This is a genomic window from Terriglobia bacterium, assembly GCA_020072565.1.
Lineage (GTDB): Bacteria > Acidobacteriota > UBA6911 > UBA6911 > UBA6911 > JAFNAG01.
Genome location: JAIQGI010000082.1, coordinates 1 through 16,286, shown reverse-complemented (window position 1 = coordinate 16,286; position 16,286 = coordinate 1). Strand labels below are relative to the sequence as shown.

At 56.0% G+C, this 16,286-nt stretch carries 13 protein-coding genes; 9 read left to right on the top strand and 4 right to left on the bottom strand.

The window, feature by feature from the left end; genetic code table 11:
* Window positions 1-197 precede the first annotated feature (197 nt).
* From LAP85_27675 to LAP85_27655, 5 genes are all read left to right on the top strand, one after another.
* Window positions 198-1,151 carry a hypothetical protein gene (locus tag LAP85_27675; GenBank protein ID MBZ5500192.1) on the top strand — a complete coding sequence of 318 codons (954 nt, stop codon included), beginning with the start codon at window positions 198-200 and terminating at the stop codon, window positions 1,149-1,151.
* Between the two features lie 66 nt (window positions 1,152-1,217).
* On the top strand, window positions 1,218-2,468 hold the full coding sequence (locus tag LAP85_27670; protein ID MBZ5500191.1) for a fused MFS/spermidine synthase: 1,251 nt from the start codon (window positions 1,218-1,220) through the stop codon (window positions 2,466-2,468).
* Window positions 2,414-2,683: a hypothetical protein gene (locus LAP85_27665; protein MBZ5500190.1), complete on the top strand. Its 270-nt coding sequence runs from the start codon at window positions 2,414-2,416 to the stop codon at window positions 2,681-2,683. Before LAP85_27670 ends, LAP85_27665 begins: the two co-directional genes overlap by 55 nt.
* A gap of 20 nt (window positions 2,684-2,703) precedes the next feature.
* Window positions 2,704-3,039, top strand: a complete 336-nt coding sequence (locus LAP85_27660) for a hypothetical protein (GenBank protein MBZ5500189.1) — start codon at window positions 2,704-2,706, stop codon at window positions 3,037-3,039.
* Between the two features lie 317 nt (window positions 3,040-3,356).
* Complete coding sequence (locus tag LAP85_27655) at window positions 3,357-3,557, top strand: hypothetical protein (protein ID MBZ5500188.1); 201 nt, start codon at window positions 3,357-3,359, stop codon at window positions 3,555-3,557.
* Window positions 3,558-3,615: 58 nt separating this feature from the next.
* On the opposite strand, the gene LAP85_27650 is transcribed toward LAP85_27655, so the two are convergent.
* Window positions 3,616-3,960 (bottom strand): hypothetical protein, encoded by a 345-nt coding sequence (locus LAP85_27650; GenBank protein ID MBZ5500187.1) that lies wholly within the window; start codon window positions 3,958-3,960, stop codon window positions 3,616-3,618.
* A gap of 578 nt (window positions 3,961-4,538) precedes the next feature.
* Between LAP85_27650 and LAP85_27645 the strand changes: the two genes are divergently transcribed.
* Window positions 4,539-7,898, top strand: a complete 3,360-nt coding sequence (locus LAP85_27645; GenBank protein ID MBZ5500186.1) for a TonB-dependent receptor — start codon at window positions 4,539-4,541, stop codon at window positions 7,896-7,898.
* Window positions 7,899-8,000: 102 nt separating this feature from the next.
* A complete protein-coding gene (locus LAP85_27640; GenBank protein ID MBZ5500185.1) occupies window positions 8,001-8,381 on the top strand; it encodes a helix-turn-helix domain-containing protein in 381 nt (126 codons plus the stop codon).
* Window positions 8,382-8,467: 86 nt separating this feature from the next.
* Here the strand turns inward: LAP85_27640 and LAP85_27635 are convergent, their stop codons facing one another.
* Window positions 8,468-8,749 carry a hypothetical protein gene (locus tag LAP85_27635; protein MBZ5500184.1) on the bottom strand — a complete coding sequence of 94 codons (282 nt, stop codon included), beginning with the start codon at window positions 8,747-8,749 and terminating at the stop codon, window positions 8,468-8,470.
* Window positions 8,750-8,978: 229 nt separating this feature from the next.
* On the opposite strand from LAP85_27635, the gene LAP85_27630 reads away from it, so the two are divergent.
* Window positions 8,979-10,682, top strand: coding sequence for a metallophosphoesterase (locus tag LAP85_27630; protein ID MBZ5500183.1), 1,704 nt, complete (start codon window positions 8,979-8,981; stop codon window positions 10,680-10,682).
* 209 nt (window positions 10,683-10,891) lie between these two features.
* Window positions 10,892-11,965, top strand: coding sequence for a metallophosphoesterase family protein (locus LAP85_27625; protein MBZ5500182.1), 1,074 nt, complete (start codon window positions 10,892-10,894; stop codon window positions 11,963-11,965).
* Window positions 11,966-12,073: 108 nt separating this feature from the next.
* Here LAP85_27625 and LAP85_27620 read toward each other — a convergent pair whose 3' ends face one another.
* Both LAP85_27620 and LAP85_27615 read right to left on the bottom strand, forming a co-directional pair.
* Window positions 12,074-13,036 (bottom strand): YncE family protein, encoded by a 963-nt coding sequence (locus LAP85_27620; protein ID MBZ5500181.1) that lies wholly within the window; start codon window positions 13,034-13,036, stop codon window positions 12,074-12,076.
* A 103-nt stretch (window positions 13,037-13,139) separates the two neighbouring features.
* A complete protein-coding gene (locus tag LAP85_27615; protein ID MBZ5500180.1) occupies window positions 13,140-16,136 on the bottom strand; it encodes a TonB-dependent receptor in 2,997 nt (998 codons plus the stop codon).
* Between the last annotated feature and the right edge of the window lie 150 nt (window positions 16,137-16,286).

The window sequence follows — 16,286 nt, the reverse complement described above, 5'->3', positions numbered from 1 at the left end:
CCAATCACGCAAGCTCGGCGGCAGCAGCAGGAGCTGCTCCGGACAGTAGGAACGATATGTTTTTGCCATGGAACATAAGGTAAATTTCTCGAGCCCGCCGATCAATAGAAATCAGACAATTCTCGGACGGACTCCTAGGTTGGACGGGAAAAATTACCACCAACAACCATGCCAAGGCTGTGGCTGCCATTTCGTGGATGCAACAAAACTATAAGACCACAGGCTGGATGGTCCCGGCGCACGTCGAGCGCAAGCAACCCGGGAGCGGCGGTTATAGCATCAGCGACTTCCGTGATTTCAATAACGCGGGCCCGGATGTCTGCTTCGGCTTCGAGAGCATGCCCGGCCACCAGAAGGACCCCAGTCGCGGCGGATATACGCCAACCGCTGTCGGCGGAGGCACCTACGGCGGCACCGGCATTTATGCGGCAGCCGTCGGCGGCCTGTGGGATGCGCTGCTCGGGGAAGGCCGGCACTGGTGGCTGTTTGCCAGCTCCGATTTCCATGAAACCGGCAACGACTTCTGGCCAGGCGAATATCAGAAAGCCTATACCTACGTGGCGGACAAGAAGAACCCGCAGGCCATAGTGGACGGACTGCGTTCAGGCAACAGTTTCGTTGTCGAGGGAGATTTGATCGACGGATTGGATTTTGAAGCCAGCCCGACCGGTTGGTCCTCTCATTTCGGCGCCAGTGCAACCATGGGCCAGTCGCTTGTCGTGGATAAGAGCAAGTCGAGTAATAACGTCAACATAACGATCAGGTTTCACAGCCCGGAAACGAACAACAACGGTGACCACGTGCAATTGGATCACATCGATCTTATTGCCGGTCAAGTTACGGGTACTGTCTTGCCGGCAAGTGCCGACTACAACAATCCCACCAACGCGACCACGCAGGTGATCGCGACCTTCAATCGTCACGATTGGAGACGTGACCAGGACGGCTGGTACTATGTTCAGTTCGAGATGAAATTGACCGCCAACGCATATTTCCGTCTGAGGGGCACCAACATGCCGAGGAACACTCCGAACCAGACGGATGCAGCCGGCAATCCATTATTGGACAGCTTGGTGGGTCCGAACAATGCGCAGGAGGCCTTCAGGGATCTGTGGTTCTATTCGAACCCGATCTTCGTCAGCGTGCGTTGACCGGTCACAGTAGATAAGTGGTTTTCTCATCCATTGAGGGGGATGCATGCAGGGGCGCGGTATTCCGTGCCCCTGCATCTTCACTTTCACTTCACTCTCATGAGAATTCAGCGCTGCATAGTGTACATCGCGAGTTTCCTCTCGGGCCTAGCAGGACTGGGCTACGAAATGGTCTGGGCCCGCATGCTTGCTTTGACCCTGGGGCACGAGATTGCAGCGGTTCTTGCCGTCCTGGTTGCGTTTTTCAGTGGCCTGGCGCTGGGGGCTTGGTTTCTCGACGGCAGGATCAGTGCAAGTTCTCGGCCCGCCTCGTGGTATGTCGTTTGTGAGGGGATTATCGGTCTCTGGGCGCTTCTGCTCACAATGCTTTTTCCCGAAGCCAATCGGGTTATGCAGGTTCTCACAGGAACGGTCTCATCGCCGTTGCAGTTGGGATTCCTCTGCTTTCTCCTCCCCTTTCTCCTGCTGCTTCCTGCGACATTTGCCATGGGGGGAACACTGCCTGCAATAGACCGGCTGTTTGCGACTCTGCGTGCAAATGGGCAATGGGTAGGAGGCCTCTACTCTGCGAATACCTTCGGTGCGGTTGCAGGAACCATGTTGACCACTTTCCTTCTCGCTCCCTGGCTGGGTTCGCGCGCCTCGCTGATCGCACTGGCTGCGGTCAATTTCGCGTGCGCTGCCGCCGTGTGGCTGCTGCCGATGGAAACGAGCCCTCCGGACTATGGGAGCAAGAAGGCACAGATTGGGCACATGGACGGAAGGCTTGCCACCATCCTCCTCCTCACGGGTTTTCTGGGAATCGGCTTTGAAGTAATGGTGGTTCGAGTGCTCAGCCAGGTGTTTGAAAACACGGTATACAGCTTTGCCGATGTCTTATCGGTCTATTTGCTGGGTACGGCGATCGGTGCAGCCCTATATCAGCGCTGGTGGTCCGGCACAGATTTCGATGGGTTTCTGAACTATTTGTTGTCCGCCCTGTCGGCATGCTGCCTGTTGAGCATGCTTCTGCTCTCTCACATCGAGAATCTGTATTCTCTGATTCGAGACCTTTTTGGGGGTGGATTTGGCGGCTCGATTGTCGCAGAAGCGGGGACCGCTTTTGCCGTGGTTTCCCTTCCTACCCTGATCATGGGCGCGACATTTGCCCATCTTGCCCAGGCAGCCCGCAGGCATGATGGGGGCGTCGGGCAGGCTCTGTGCGTGAACACCGTGGGCGCCTCTCGCTGGCACCGATCCTTCTGGGCAGCATTGTCCTGCCCATGCTCGGATCCAAAAGCACACTGCTGCTGGTGTCATTGGGCTATCTCGCGCTGATCCTAATCTATGAACGGCTCCGAACTCCGTTGCTCACTGCCTCGGTGATCCTCACTCTGGTAGTGTTGTATCCGGGCATTCAGCTTCAGCTGATCACCTTGCGCCCGGGCGATCTTGTCGTGAAAAATGTCGAGGGCGTCATGGCGTCTGTAACGGTCATCAAAGATGCCCGTGACGACATTCACCTCAAGGTGAACAACCGTTTCCAAGAGTGAATCCTCGTCCAGACCAGATTGTGGATCCTGCCAGAGATGAGTTTCAGCGCGGCCTCGATCAACGTCTCGCTTCCTATTGGGTCGCGCGCAACGGCTTCCTGCATGCGAGGGCTGGAATTGAGAAAACCGATGATCCCCGGGAACTGTTGAAAACCGCGGGACCCGCGCTGCTGGCCATTGTGCGGGAGAGCTCAGATTTTTCTTCAGCGTATGATCCGTTGCTCACCCTAGCCCAGCGTCTGTCTCTTGCCGAACCGGCTGCCGCCAGGGGTTTGTTGGTTGAACTGGAACAGGCAAATCCTCTGCGAGAAGACGCACTCAGGCTCCAGAAACGGCTCTTTCCCGGAAAAAGGTGAATGACCACCAAACGCTTGCCGAGAGGGGTGAGCAGGTCTTGAAAAGTCGCACCCCCTCACCAAGTGGACGTTCCAAGACCTGCTGGCGCCGGTACGGCTGAACCATACGATACCGCACAAGTTTAAAGGCTTGATGACCTCCTTGTGAAAAATCAGTCAAAGGAAGTTGCCATAATCGACCAGGTGCGCTTGCCAGACGCCATGCAGATTTACGAACGCGGATCAGCGAAACAACCGCGAAGAGGAAGTGGTGACGATGAGCCACCCGACAACTCAGATATGGTTCCGAATAAACGAACATTTGGTGGAGTTATCCTATGAACCAACGACGCCGCTGCTACGACTATGAGACTCTCGGGCGACTTCTGGTTAAAAGGAAGCGAAAAGGCATGAAGATTAACGCCATCCTGGAGGTGTTTGGTCACCTGGACGAGTGTGGCGCCTGCCGCGAAGCGATTTATCACATCTCGCGTGAAATGGATTCATCGCTCTTCATCCATTTTCAGGAGAGATCCTGAATCCTTTCTATAAGAACGGCGGCAAGGGTCGGAAGCGCGATCATGAGCCTCGTCGACGTCAAAACGCCTGGGTACATTCGGCTGCAGTATGGGCAATCGCCAGGATTTTCACGAAATCGGCAATGCGGCGGACTCTTTCTGCTAAAATTTTGAGGTCGTCAAAAACCTGCTTCCTTTTGATCACTTCGAGAGGATCTTTTTCAGAGGCCAACAAGTGCAGCATACCTGATTCAAGCAGTCCCTCCACCTCCTTGTCGAGCTTGATTATTTCCTCACAATGCCCAAGGACGCAGTCACCTCTCGGAATTCCAGCAAACACGGCTTTCATCAGAGTTGCCTGCTGGAGGAGCTTTTGCGAGATCTGCGGCAAAAACGCTCCCGGCTCGCAAATCTGATAGATCAAGAAGCAATTCCCTGCTCTTGCGATTCCGTGGAGGATTTCAGACTGCATGATGGCGAGATCGCGAACGATCCTCTCGTCAAGAGCTTTGACAGGGGCTCGATTCAACTGGGCGATCAGCAGTCTTGACCGATCATGAGCGGATCTCTCTCTGTCTTTGATCTTTGACGCCAACTCGCCTCGATCCGCCGTGGCGCCCGCCAGAATTTGCGCGAGGTCGGCGCTGCATTCGCAGACGAAGGCACCCAGAATCTCGAGTTGCCCCAGATATTGTTGTCCAGCTTTGATCAGCATTCGGAATGCACGCGATATTGTCTCAGCCTAGGGATACCGCTCCAAGATTAGTGGCGTCATTTGAAGTTATCATTTGGAAAAGGTTAAGAAACGATGAAGAAAATCCGGCTTGATCATTGAATTATTCATTCTCACCGTGCCTTCAAAAAATAATTAACGAAAACATCACATCTTTCTGATCCTCGCTTAACGTTGGCCGTCTATATTCACGACCTGCGGGAGGTTCAAAGAAGATGTCCCTCTCGCAATGCCTGATTCAAATTATCAACCCAATGGAGAGGATGGAGATGTCAGAGCACAAGATTTGCCCAAATGTAGCATGGCGGATACCAAGTGTCATTCATAAGTTTACCCTTTGCCGTTTCGTGCTTTTTTTCGCTCTATTGCTGCAAGGGGGATTGGCAATAGCGCAAACTGGCCAGGGGCAGATAGTAGGCACGATTAAGGACAGCAGTGGGGCGGTGGTACCCAAGGCCTCTGTCAGTGCCATCAATGAGCGCAACCGGATGATCCGGACTGCTGAAGCCAATGAGCGAGGCTACTTCGTGATCCCTGGCTTGCAGCCATCTACCTATACTGTCAAAGCCAGTTCCACGGGATTTGCTGTGAGCGAGACGAACAATCTGGTCTTGGCTACCGGCGAATCAGCTACCGCAAATCTGGTATTGAAGCCGGCGGGAACCTCGGAAACCATCACCGTCAGCGCCGCTGCGGATGCCACCGTGGACACGACGTCCGCGCGCATTGGTGCCAATGTGAATCAGCTTGAGGTTGCAAATCTGCCGCTGAACGGACGCCAACTATCCCAACTCTATCTGCAAGCGCCGGGGTCGGTCAACGTAGGAACCGGGTCGTTTTTCGACATCCGCTTCAGCGGTCGGTCCAATGAGCAGAACGCGGTCCGCTTCGACGGCATCGAGGGTTCGGCGATCATCGACGCCAATCCCGGCAACCTGAACGGGGAGGTATCTTCACCCTTCAGACTGCAGCTCAGCCTGGAAAACGTGCAGGAATTTCGCGTGGACTCAAGCCAGTATACCGCGGAATACGGCACAGGAACCGGCGGCCAGATCAGCGTCAACACCAAGTCGGGCTCCAATCAGTTCCACGGATCGCTTTTTGAATATCTGCGCAACAAAAAGATGGACGCGCGCAACTTTTTCGACAAAGTAGGCAAATCGCCTCTGCGCCTGAACCAATTTGGCGGATCACTGGGCGGCCCGATCAAAAAAGACAAAGCTTTCTTTTTCGCCTATTATGAAGGCTACCGCCTCCGTTCTAACATCAATATCGTCGAAGCAGCGCCCAGTGCCGCCGCAAAGGAGCGCGCAGTTCCAGCCGTGGCGCCTTTGGTAGACGCCTTTCACGGTCCGGGTTCCGTTCTGCTGCCTGGTGCATCCACGAACCCAGACTACGATATCTATCAATTGAATTCTCAAGTTGTCGTCAATGAAAACTCCGGCGGCATGCGCCTGGACTACCGTCTCAACGACCGGTACACCATGTACATGCGATACTTCCGTGATCAGGGCACAGACTCTCAGCCGGAAGGAATCACGGGCCGGCGGTCCAACTATCGGACAACGCCGCAGAATGCCATTATCGCTTTGAATGGCGCGTTCTCGCCGCGTGTCTTCAATGAAGTCAAGGTCGGATTCAACGAGGCTCTCACCCGGGTGTTCGGAACCGCTCCCACGGTAAACGGCATCGATATGTCCAAGATCACGATCAACACCTCGGGCAGCATCGCCAACACAGGGATTGCAGGTCAGGGTTCTTCCACGGGCCTTGCGGTGCCGGGCGGGCTGATTCGCGGCACCAGCGCCTTCAATGGCGCCGGCTTTCCGTATACGCCATACACGCTTTCGTTCATCGACAATCTTAACTGGATTAAGGGAAATCACAGTTTCAAATTCGGAGGTGAAATTCGTCCGGTCCGCATGTATACAGACCGACTCGGGGGCACGACGTATTCCTACTCAAATTTGAATGCGTTTCTGGCCAACACGACAAGCAGCATTCAGTACGCCGGCAACCTCAGCGACCCAAGCCCCTTCAACAGCGGAGCCATCGGAAACCGGGAATGCACGACCGATTTCTATATCGGCTACGCACAGGATGAGTGGAAGCTCCAGCCCGGTCTGACGCTCAGCTACGGCCTGCGTTACGAGTATTACTCGCCGATGCGGGACGCGAATAATTGGGACGTCCGTTTCGATATCAATACAGGTACTTTGCTGCCTCCCGATACCAATTTCTACACCGCAGTCAAGACCAACTTCGGCCCCAGAATCGGAATTGCCTGGTCTCCGCATCAGGCCGGCAAGGGCGGAAAGACGGCGATTCGCGCCGGATTCGGCATGTTCTACGGGCCCGGTCAGCTCGAAGACCAGCTCCAGCCGATTGAGAGCGACCGGATTATCACCACGCAATCCCAGGGATCCGCCTTCCCGATCAACATTGATACTGTGCGCGCCAATTTCATCAGCAACCCCAATAGCCGGCAGTATCAGCCGCGCGCCTACTCGCCCGACTACAAAATACCCGAGCGGATCTACCAGTACAGTTTCTCCATTCAACAGGAATTGCCTTACAAGATGAGCGTGACGGCTGCCTATGTCGGAAGCCAGGGGCGCAACCTCTTCCTGCGCAATTGGACCAACAAAATCACACAGGTGCTGGCCAACGGCACAGTGATCCGCCAGTTTGACATCGTGCAATCAGACGGCACCATACTCAGGCCCTATGCCGAAATCGACTATAAGACCAGCGGCGGCTGGGACAGCTACAATGCGGCGCAGCTCAGCCTCGCACGCCGGTTCAGCAGCGGTCTGACGTTAAACTCCCAGTACACCTTCGGCAAGAGCGTTGGAAACACGAGCGGATCGAACGATGCGCTCACCGCCGGCAATGGCGGCGGTATCAACGGCAACGATTACTCCTATGACACCGGCTACAACAACTTCGACGTGCGCCATTCTTTCAATCTCAGCGCGGTTTACGCGCTGCCCTTCGGCGCCAAGAGCGGCGGCGTGGAGAAGCTGTTGGTGAGGGGATGGGAGATCGGTACCATCGTCAATGCCCGCAGCGGCCTTCCGATAGATCTGCGCATCACGCGTCCAGACGTGGTCTATGTGGATGCGCAGGGTCTGGTATACGGCTCCGCCGGCGCAGGACGCACGGCGGTCATCAATACTCCGGGCGGCGGCTCGTCACGCAGTGTGCGGCGGCCGGATCTGACCCCCGGCGTCGATCCATTCATGACCGTGGGTGGAACAGTCTTTCTGAATCCTGCGGCGTTCACAACTCCCAAGCCAGGCACCTGGGGTAATTTGATGCGCAATGCTCTGCACGGCCCGGGCTTCCGCCAGGTGGACTTCGTCCTGCATAAAAGGTTCCCGATCACGGAAATGCAGAATGTCGAGTTCCGCGCAGAGTTCTTCAACATTCTCAACATGGCCAATTTCTCCAATCCGGTGGCGACGTTGCCGAACGCGCTGGGCACGGGTACCAACCAGCTCCAGCCAGGACAGCCCTTTACTGCAGCCGCCGCCGGAACCTTCGGCACGATCACCCAGACCGTCGAGCGCACGGTGGGATTAGGCACCCAAAGACAGATCCAGTTTGCCCTCAGATTTAACTTTTAGAACTGGGCACTGGCTGTAGAGTCGGGGTACTGAGTGGCGGCAAAACAGGTATCAGAGGATTTGCCCGGCACTCAGTACCCGATACTCAGACCAGGAGATAAGATGGAGCACATGTCGGTGGCAATCAATCCATCCCAGGCAGCAAACGTGACGTCAGAGCCGGATGTCTATGACGACGGGTTTCTGCGGATCGAACACAATGCGTATTACGTCTCCTGCAACGGGACCAACCTTTACCTTCCCCGCAAGGAATTTCTGATCCTTTCCCGTTTGGCGCGCAACGTCGACCGCATCATCCCGACGCAGGTATTATGGGAATACGCCTGGGGAGAGCATGAGCCTTTTAAGCCAGTCACTCTGAGAGTGTATATATACCATCTACGCCAGAAGCTCTCGCCTTTCGGCCTCACCATCAAAAGCCTCATCTCCGTGGGCTATAGTCTGTGTGCGCCGCAGAGCCGCCAGGAACGGCGATCGACGTAGGACGGTATTCGCCGCCGCGGTCAGCAGTCGTAAATTCCGGACGGATTGATTGCGTTTCGGATCGCAGGCCTGGGCGCGGCTGCCGGTCAGGTTCGGAGATAGCCACCCTGGGCTTTCGAGGTTCTACCGGGATTCCAAGCCGCGATCAATCGGCTTCTTGGAATATCGATCTCCAATAATCCCAAAGGGATTATGGTCAAGAGAAGCCAATAGATGACCCAATCGAGAGCGGCAAACTGCGCCACCTGCCGCATCAGAACGACCCCCTCATGGCGGAACTCCAACTGGGCAAGCAGTGCACAAGGCGTCTCCGATTCCATGCGGGCCGTCTGGTTAGCCGGGAGTTCTGAGGTTAACGCATTCTTCATCGTTTTCAGGTCAATTCCTAAGTATTTAGAGATTACTCTCAGATAGCCCTGCCCGGACTTTTGGCAGGATGTTCTATCGTTTGGCCATGAGTCCTTCTGCCCAACATGATGAGGCCGAGATGGGAGATTGGAGATTGATTCCGTGCCTGCACCGTCTCGCTTGCTTCGACATCGAGCGCCATTGGCGCGCAGAAGAGCTAAAACTATGATTCAGGAAGGAGTCGGGTTCATGATTAGGAGCATTAAAATTCGAACGACGGGCGCGCTTGCCGCGTTCATCATGACGACAGTCATCAGCGGCACCAGCATTTCTTCGAAGGCAGATGCCCGCGGCGAGAACCTCTTTCGGGTTCCGGTCAGCGAATCCTCCTCTGCTTGGAGCTTCGGAGTCATGGCGGATACTCAATGGGTTGGCGCCGATGATGGCCGTAATCCCAATTCTGTGGCTGTGGACATTATCAACCAGCTGAACCAAGAGTTTATTAAGAAGGGTGTCAAGTTCGTTGTGCAGGTAGGTGACATCACTGACAAAGGCACCGAGGTGGCGCTGGACACGCGTGCGACTTACGCCCAGGCGCTCTACAACGCCGGAATCGGCTTTTTCCCGCTCCGCGGCAACCACGAATCCAAGCAGGCCGCCGCCGTTGAGTTTGCGCGCGTGTTTCCTCAGACTCGGAATGGCTCGAACAACTCTACGCCCTCGGATGCCTTTGTCACCACCCCCGATGACGAAGCCACCAAGCTCGTCAAGAAAACAGGGTCTTCCTTTACCCTCGGCTCCAACTTCAACAGTCCGGCGGAAAACCTGAAAGGCCTGAGCTACAGTTTCGATTACATGAATGCCCGCTTCGTGCTTCTCGACCAGTTCACGCCTTCCGACGGCGCAGCGAACACGATCGACAACCAGCAGGACTGGATCAACAACATTCTTTCCGGCAGGGTCGCCGGCAGCCACGCCTTCGTCTTTGCTCACAAAGGCCTGATCAACGAAAGTCATGTGGACACACTCTTCGGAAGCGATCCCGCCAAGGATGCAGCCGGCCAAGATGCCTTCATTACCAGTCTGGCTCGCAATGGCGTGCGTTACTTCATGGGCGGACATGACCACATGTACAACCGCAGCATGGTGACCACCACCGATGGCAAGGCCTCAGTGATTGACATCATTTGCGCTTCAGACAGCTCGAAGTTTTATATCCCCAAAGACCCTTCCAATGACGACACCTGTAATGTCCCGGCTTTCGGTAGAAAACGCCAGACACAACTTGCTCAGGAACTAAACACCGTCGGCTACTACATCTTTACGGTGGATGGTCCCAATGTGACCGCCGATTTTTACTCAGCATCGGTAGACGCCACTCTGGCCAATAAGGAGTATCGGATTTCGACTACGCCCCAACTCGCGTTTATCAAGCATGATACTTTCGGGTACGGTCTGAATGGCAAGGAGTTCCAGGTAGTTCCGGGGGGGAGCTACACCAGCATCCTGGATGAAGACCCTGCCGGGACGGTTGGCAAAGTCCTGGCCGGCCAAAACGGCAGTTCCATGAAGGATGGAAGCGGCCGCCCATGCTCGCATTTCGTGGACACCGGTTGGCTGCCAAAAACTACCGGCCTCTACAGCGGCATTCTCACTCTCTGGGGCATGGCTGATCTGAGAAGCAGCCAGACAGATACGTTTGTCCTTTCCATGAGCTACGACCCGAAGGTGGTGGGCGACGATCTGGCCAAGACCGGCCAGGTTGGCTTGGCGATCAAAGCCGATGGATTCTGGAGCAATGCCGTCAATGGGACAGGGGGCACAAGGAGATTCGTGATCGGTCCTTATGACCCCAGCTACGGATTGGGCACCTACGGCCTCGATCTCAGAGCGCACACTTTCTGGGCGGTAATCAATTTCAACGGTGATTTCGCTATAGCGCCGGGCATCTGATGTTGTTGGTTCGAGAGGTCCGGCACTGCCACTAGTATGGTGGGTCTGACGCTTCTTTGCATATAGAACGCTGCAAGGAGTTTGCCGGATCCAAAGCTCTCTGGATGTCCCACAAATTACCACCGCATTTGATTTGGCCGGGGCTTGGATTGCAGTCCTCCCCCGGCTCGTTACTTGCATACCATGCATGACGGAAAGGGAGATTTTCAATGAATCATCTTGAACCCGGGCGTTGGGCCCTGCGCACATTTATCGCGCTCACCTTGCTGGCTCTATATTGCCTGAGATTCCTTCCGGCAGTGCCCCAGGCAGGCTCGGCGGCCGGGAATGGCAACACTCCGCAAAGGATTATCCTTGGATGGCGCGGCGATCCGTCGACAAGCCAGGCGGTCACATGGCGCACGGAATGTATGGTTTCTTCGCCTCAAGGACAGGTTGCCCCATTGGCCGCTAATCCCGATTTTGAAAAGTCAGCTACCAACGCAAAGGCTGCTGCAACGGAAATCCGAACCGGCCCGGGCAAAACGGTTGCCCATTACATGGTCGATTTTCAAGGGCTGAGGCCGGGATCCAGGTACTGTTATCGCGTCGGTGACGGTAAAACCTGGAGTGAATGGAATATTTTCCGGACTGCCGACCAGAAGCAGGCGCCGTTCCGATTTATTTACCTCGGCGATGCGCAAAACGGCATCCGATCCCTTTGGTCGCGAACAATCCGATCAGCATACGCGGCGGCACCCGACGCCAGATTCGTCGCCATGGCCGGGGACCTGCTTGCGGAGGGTTATGATGACAGCCTCTGGCGTGAGTTTTGCGACGGCATGGGATTCATCCCTCGAATGGTTCCCCTGGTTCCAGCGCCGGGAAACCACGACTTGCACCGACCTCCCGATTCGGCCAATCCCGGCAAGACAGTATTGGACGTGTCCCCCTTGTGGCATGCACACTTCGCGCTCCCGACGAACGGTCCGCAGGGAGTGCCCGAGCTTCGTGGCGAGGCTTACTACGTCGACTACCAGGGGCTGCGCGTGATCTCACTGGATGCCAATCCGTATGCCAATGAAGACTTCTCCAAGGATGACGTGACGCGCATCTCTCAACAACAGATCGCCTGGTTGCGTGGGGTTCTGGCCCATAACCCTAATCGTTGGACCGTCGTCCTTCAGCATCAAACCCTGTTCTCGATCGCAAAGGACCGCGACTATGCCGAGATGCGGGCCGCGCTCCTGCCGGTCTATGATGAATATCATGTCGATCTGGTGCTCCAAGGACACGATCACTAAAGACCTCAAAGAATTGCAGTTACGCTTCTTTGCGGTTTTCGTGATTTTGACGGTTTGATGTCTGCATTCGATATTTTCAAAGCTTCCTGTCCCCGATTTCTCCGCGCATCAATTGCCATACACCAGGACGTGAAACGATCCAGGCTTATTGGCCTTCCCATCCTTTTCGGCCGCGGATAGGAAAATGCGGTGCGTTGTCGGATCCAGAGCCATGGTTTTCGCTCCGGGTTCAGTCATGAGCGTGGTTACTGCGGTATAGCGATCCGGAGCATATTCGCGGAAATTATTGACGGTGCCGTCGCCGTTGGAGAAGAAGATCAGTTTCGTGACGATTTCGAATGCAGCGACATCCACCTTGTCGCCGATCGGCATGGTAGTCACAACTTTGCCTGTATCCGTGTCGACAACGGCCATCATCTTATTGCGTCCGCCGATGAAGAGCCGGTGAGTCGCCGTATCGATGGCCATGCTGGTGGGCGTATCGCACGGTTTCAGAGACCAGCGCGCCTCGACTTTAAGCGCGATCGGATCGATCTTTACCGTCTCGCCCTTGTCTTCGAGATTGATGAAGACTTTGCCCTTGCCGTCCGCGGCCGCAAATTCCGGGGCGCCGCCTAAATCCAATGTGCCGGTGACCTTGCCCTCGGCTGCGCTGATGATGGTGCTGTTGTTGCTGTCGCCGTTGTTGACAATCACGCTTTTGGTCGCGGGATCGTAAATGATCGCGTCCGGTTTTTTCCCCACCGGAATGCGGGCCAGATTCTTCAGAGTTTTCAGGTCGAACATCACGACTTCGTTTGTCTGCCCGCAACTGGCAAAACCACGATTGAATTGTGGAGCCAGCGCAATACCGTGGACACCAGCCGTGTCGGATATGGCGCCGATCACAGTTCCCTTGTCCTCGTCCAGCACATCGACCCTGGTTCCGTGCGAAACATAAATCCGCCGGGCTGCCGTATCCACGGTCAGATAATCCCAGCCACCGTCGCCGGGGATAGGAAATTTCGTCAGCAGATGGTAATCCGCGGTTGCCACAAGCATCAAAGCGGCGAGGGCAGTCAGAACCTTCATGAGTACTCCCTTCAGATTGAAAGACTGTTTAATTGGATGAGGAAATCTTGTGTGCAGGCGGCTGGCCGGGGTATGTTCCCAGGCCTGCCGCCTGACGAAGAGATTAAAACTCGAGCCGCATCATGAACTCGATCCGGCGCGGAGCGCCCGTTCCGGTAGCACCGGTGTTGATAATTCCGGCGATCTTGCCGAAGCTGCCGGAGGGCTTGGCCGGGTTAGAGCCGAGCGAGCTGGAAGGGTTCTTGTAGATGGGGTGATTGAGCATGTTAAAGCCCGCGACGCGGAGGTTGAAGCCGACGCGCTCCGACAACCTGAAGGTTTTCTGGAGAGAACCGTCGATTTCATAGTTCCCGGGGCCCCTTGCGATATAGCGCCCCTCGTTCCCCCAGGTTCCTTTCGCCGGAGTCGCGAACGCGGCCGCGCTTAACCAGCTGGAGATGGTCTGGACTGCGGGGTAGAGCGATATGCCGGGAAGCAGATTGGGGCGTTGTCCGGATGTGTTCCCGTCCGGCAGTTGCGATGCACTCCGTGACATCGTGATATTGATGGGGAGTCCGGTGCGGGCCGAGGCAATGCCGGAAAGGGTCCAGCCACCCAGGATTTGGGCAGTCTGGCCGTGGCCGTTCAGAAACTGGCGGCCGGGCCCGAAGGGCAACTGATAGACGCCGTTCATGGTCACGTTGTGGCGGACATCAATATTGGTGTCGCTGCGGTCGCAGGCCCGGCAACTCATGTTCTGGATGCCTACGGACTCACCCGAGCCGATGGAGCCGTCGGTGATTCCGTGCGACCACTGGTAGTTCATCTGGAAGAGAATGCCATGCTTGAAGGAACGCTGCATTGAGGCCTGCAAGGCATTGAAATTGTTATTGCCGTCGTTCGTCTTGATGCCGAAGGAGCCGAATCCTGCCAAGGGACGCGTGCCCGTCGCCGGATTGATCAGGTTGATCGTGTACTTGCTGAAGAGGTGATGTCCTGCGCTGCCGACATAACCGACCTGCAGGACGATCTCCTGCGGCAGCTGCTGCTGGATCACGAAATCCCAGTTCTGGTACGAAAGGTCCTTGCGATGACGGTTAATCGCCTTTGGCGAGAAGAGCTGATTTTTCGGATCCAGGAATGCGACGAGAGGATAGGACAAGGCAGGGAAATCCGACGAGGAGAGCGAGTAACGGGGCACCGCGCTCTCGGCTGGATCGCTGAAATCGTCGTTCTGGTTGGCGCCGTAGTAGATGCCATAGCCGCTGCGGATGACGGTCTTTCCCTTGAATACGGCGGGCGCCCAGGCCAGACCGACGCGGGGTCCGAAGTCTTTTGTGTTCGGGTCATAATACGGCGTGCCCTTTGGGCAAAAGCCGCCACAACCCTGAATGTCGACTACGGCGGAGCGATTCAGAATCTCATGGGCCACCGTATAGTACTCATAGCGCAGCCCCAACGTCATCGTGAGGTTTGATGTAGCTTTGAACTCATCCTGGAAATAGCCCTGGTAATAGGTGCGCCGGTTGCCGACTACGCCCTCCCCCACATTGTAGGTTGCCGATGCGGCCTTGTTGTTGATGAAATCGTCTGCCGAGCTGTAGTTGACCGACTGCGTGGTGAGGGTGTTGCCGGAGTTGTTCAGACGGACGCGCCGGATGTCGATCCCCGCCTTCAAATTGTGGCGACCGCGGACGAGCGTCAGGTTGTCGATGTAGGAGAATGTGGTGCCGACTTCCGTGTCCAGCGCCGTTCCCGAGACACCGTCGAATCCCGATACCGATACACTCACAGGAGAGGTACCGTTGGTGTAGTTATGGTAGTTGGCGCGGTTCAATCCGAACTTGACCTCATTAATGGTCGTGGGTGAGAAGATGTGCTGCAACTGCAATACCATGTTCGTGGGCCGGTGCGGAATGACGCCACGGGTACCCTCTACGTCCTGCGGGTTGTCAATGTACGCATCGTCGATATTGTAGCGGGCGTACATCGTAGTTCTATTTGAGAGGTGATAGTCGAAACGGAACATCCCGGCATCTTCGCGGATGGTGTCGAACGCTACTGTGCTGATATAGTTGGAAATGCCGTCACCCGTTGGCGTCCCGCCGGTTGGATAGGCATCCAGGATCGGCTTGAGCGCCGGCGACTTCGCGAGCACCTGCGCGCGAAAAGCATCATTCGGCACGTAGCCGGTAAGGGTATGGCCGAGACTCTGGCGCAACCCCTCGTAGTTAGCGAAGAAGAACGCCTTGTCCTTTATGATAGGACCGCCGAAATTGGCGCCGAACTGATGAAGGGTAAACGGAGGGAGTCCGGTCGCCGGGTCGTCGAAGGGCGACTTCGCATCCAGGGCATCGTTGCGGACGGCGTAAAACGTGCTGCCGTGAAATTGGTTGGTGCCGGTCTTGGACACGACGTTGATTTGCGCGCCGCCGGCCGCCCCGCTGTCGGCGGTATAGACGGCTGTACTGACCCGGAACTCGGCGATAGAGTCGAGCGCGATGTTGAGCCGGGTATCGGCTTTCTGCGTCTGTTCCTGGACGCCGCTGGTGTCGACGCCGTCAAACGTGAAATTGCTGTCGTCCAGTGAGTGGCCGGCGAAGCGGATGGCGCGCTGGGCGCCGTCGCCGTAGTTGACGGCCCCGGGCGCCAGCAGCATCAGGCTGGCCCAGTTGCGTCCGCTGATGGGGATCTCTTTGATCTGCTCCGCCTGAATCAATCCGCCTACTTCGGCCGACGTGCGATTGACGGTTTCGAGAGTCGCGGTCACTTGGATCGTTTCGGAAATCGTTCCCACTTCCATCCGGGCATCAATTGTGCGTGGTTGGCCGACCGCGATTTCGACGTTTTGAAATTCAAGCGGCTTGAAGCCTTCTTTTGTGATCGTGACTTTGTAAGGTCCGATGGGCAGCGCGGGTATTTGGTATACGCCGCGGGCGTTGGTGGTCGCTTCGCGCCTCAAACCTGTGGCGCTGGATACAGCCTCGATTTTGGCATCTTGGATAATCGCGCCGGATGCGTCGGTGACCGCGCCGCTGAGGGCGACGCTATCCACCTGCGCGGCCAGCGTCCGTGCGAAAAGCAGTAACAACCAGACACAAACAATCTTTCTAATGAACATACAAAGAACCTCCTTAGGGCCCGCGCAAAAATAAGTTCACATTTTGGCTATGAGTAGATTGCTGTTGCTCGGGGATTTGGCGCAATTGTGTAGTTCCATTTTGGCAGAGTATCGTGTGGATGCAGACGAAGTTGACGGCGCTCTTCGTCA

What these genes read in the sequence shown, in the direction of transcription:
- LAP85_27615 (MBZ5500180.1), bottom strand. Translation starts at nt 16,136, where the DNA reads ATGTTCATTAGAAAGATTGTTTGTGTCTGGTTGTTACTGCTTTTCGCA.
- LAP85_27665 (MBZ5500190.1), top strand. Translation starts at nt 2,414, where the DNA reads ATGCTCGGATCCAAAAGCACACTGCTGCTGGTGTCATTGGGCTATCTC.
- LAP85_27620 (MBZ5500181.1), bottom strand. Translation starts at nt 13,036, where the DNA reads ATGAAGGTTCTGACTGCCCTCGCCGCTTTGATGCTTGTGGCAACCGCG.
- LAP85_27645 (MBZ5500186.1), top strand. Translation starts at nt 4,539, where the DNA reads ATGTCAGAGCACAAGATTTGCCCAAATGTAGCATGGCGGATACCAAGT.
- LAP85_27635 (MBZ5500184.1), bottom strand. Translation starts at nt 8,749, where the DNA reads ATGAAGAATGCGTTAACCTCAGAACTCCCGGCTAACCAGACGGCCCGC.
- LAP85_27625 (MBZ5500182.1), top strand. Translation starts at nt 10,892, where the DNA reads ATGAATCATCTTGAACCCGGGCGTTGGGCCCTGCGCACATTTATCGCG.
- LAP85_27655 (MBZ5500188.1), top strand. Translation starts at nt 3,357, where the DNA reads ATGAACCAACGACGCCGCTGCTACGACTATGAGACTCTCGGGCGACTT.
- LAP85_27640 (MBZ5500185.1), top strand. Translation starts at nt 8,001, where the DNA reads ATGGAGCACATGTCGGTGGCAATCAATCCATCCCAGGCAGCAAACGTG.
- LAP85_27630 (MBZ5500183.1), top strand. Translation starts at nt 8,979, where the DNA reads ATGATTAGGAGCATTAAAATTCGAACGACGGGCGCGCTTGCCGCGTTC.
- LAP85_27675 (MBZ5500192.1), top strand. Translation starts at nt 198, where the DNA reads ATGCAACAAAACTATAAGACCACAGGCTGGATGGTCCCGGCGCACGTC.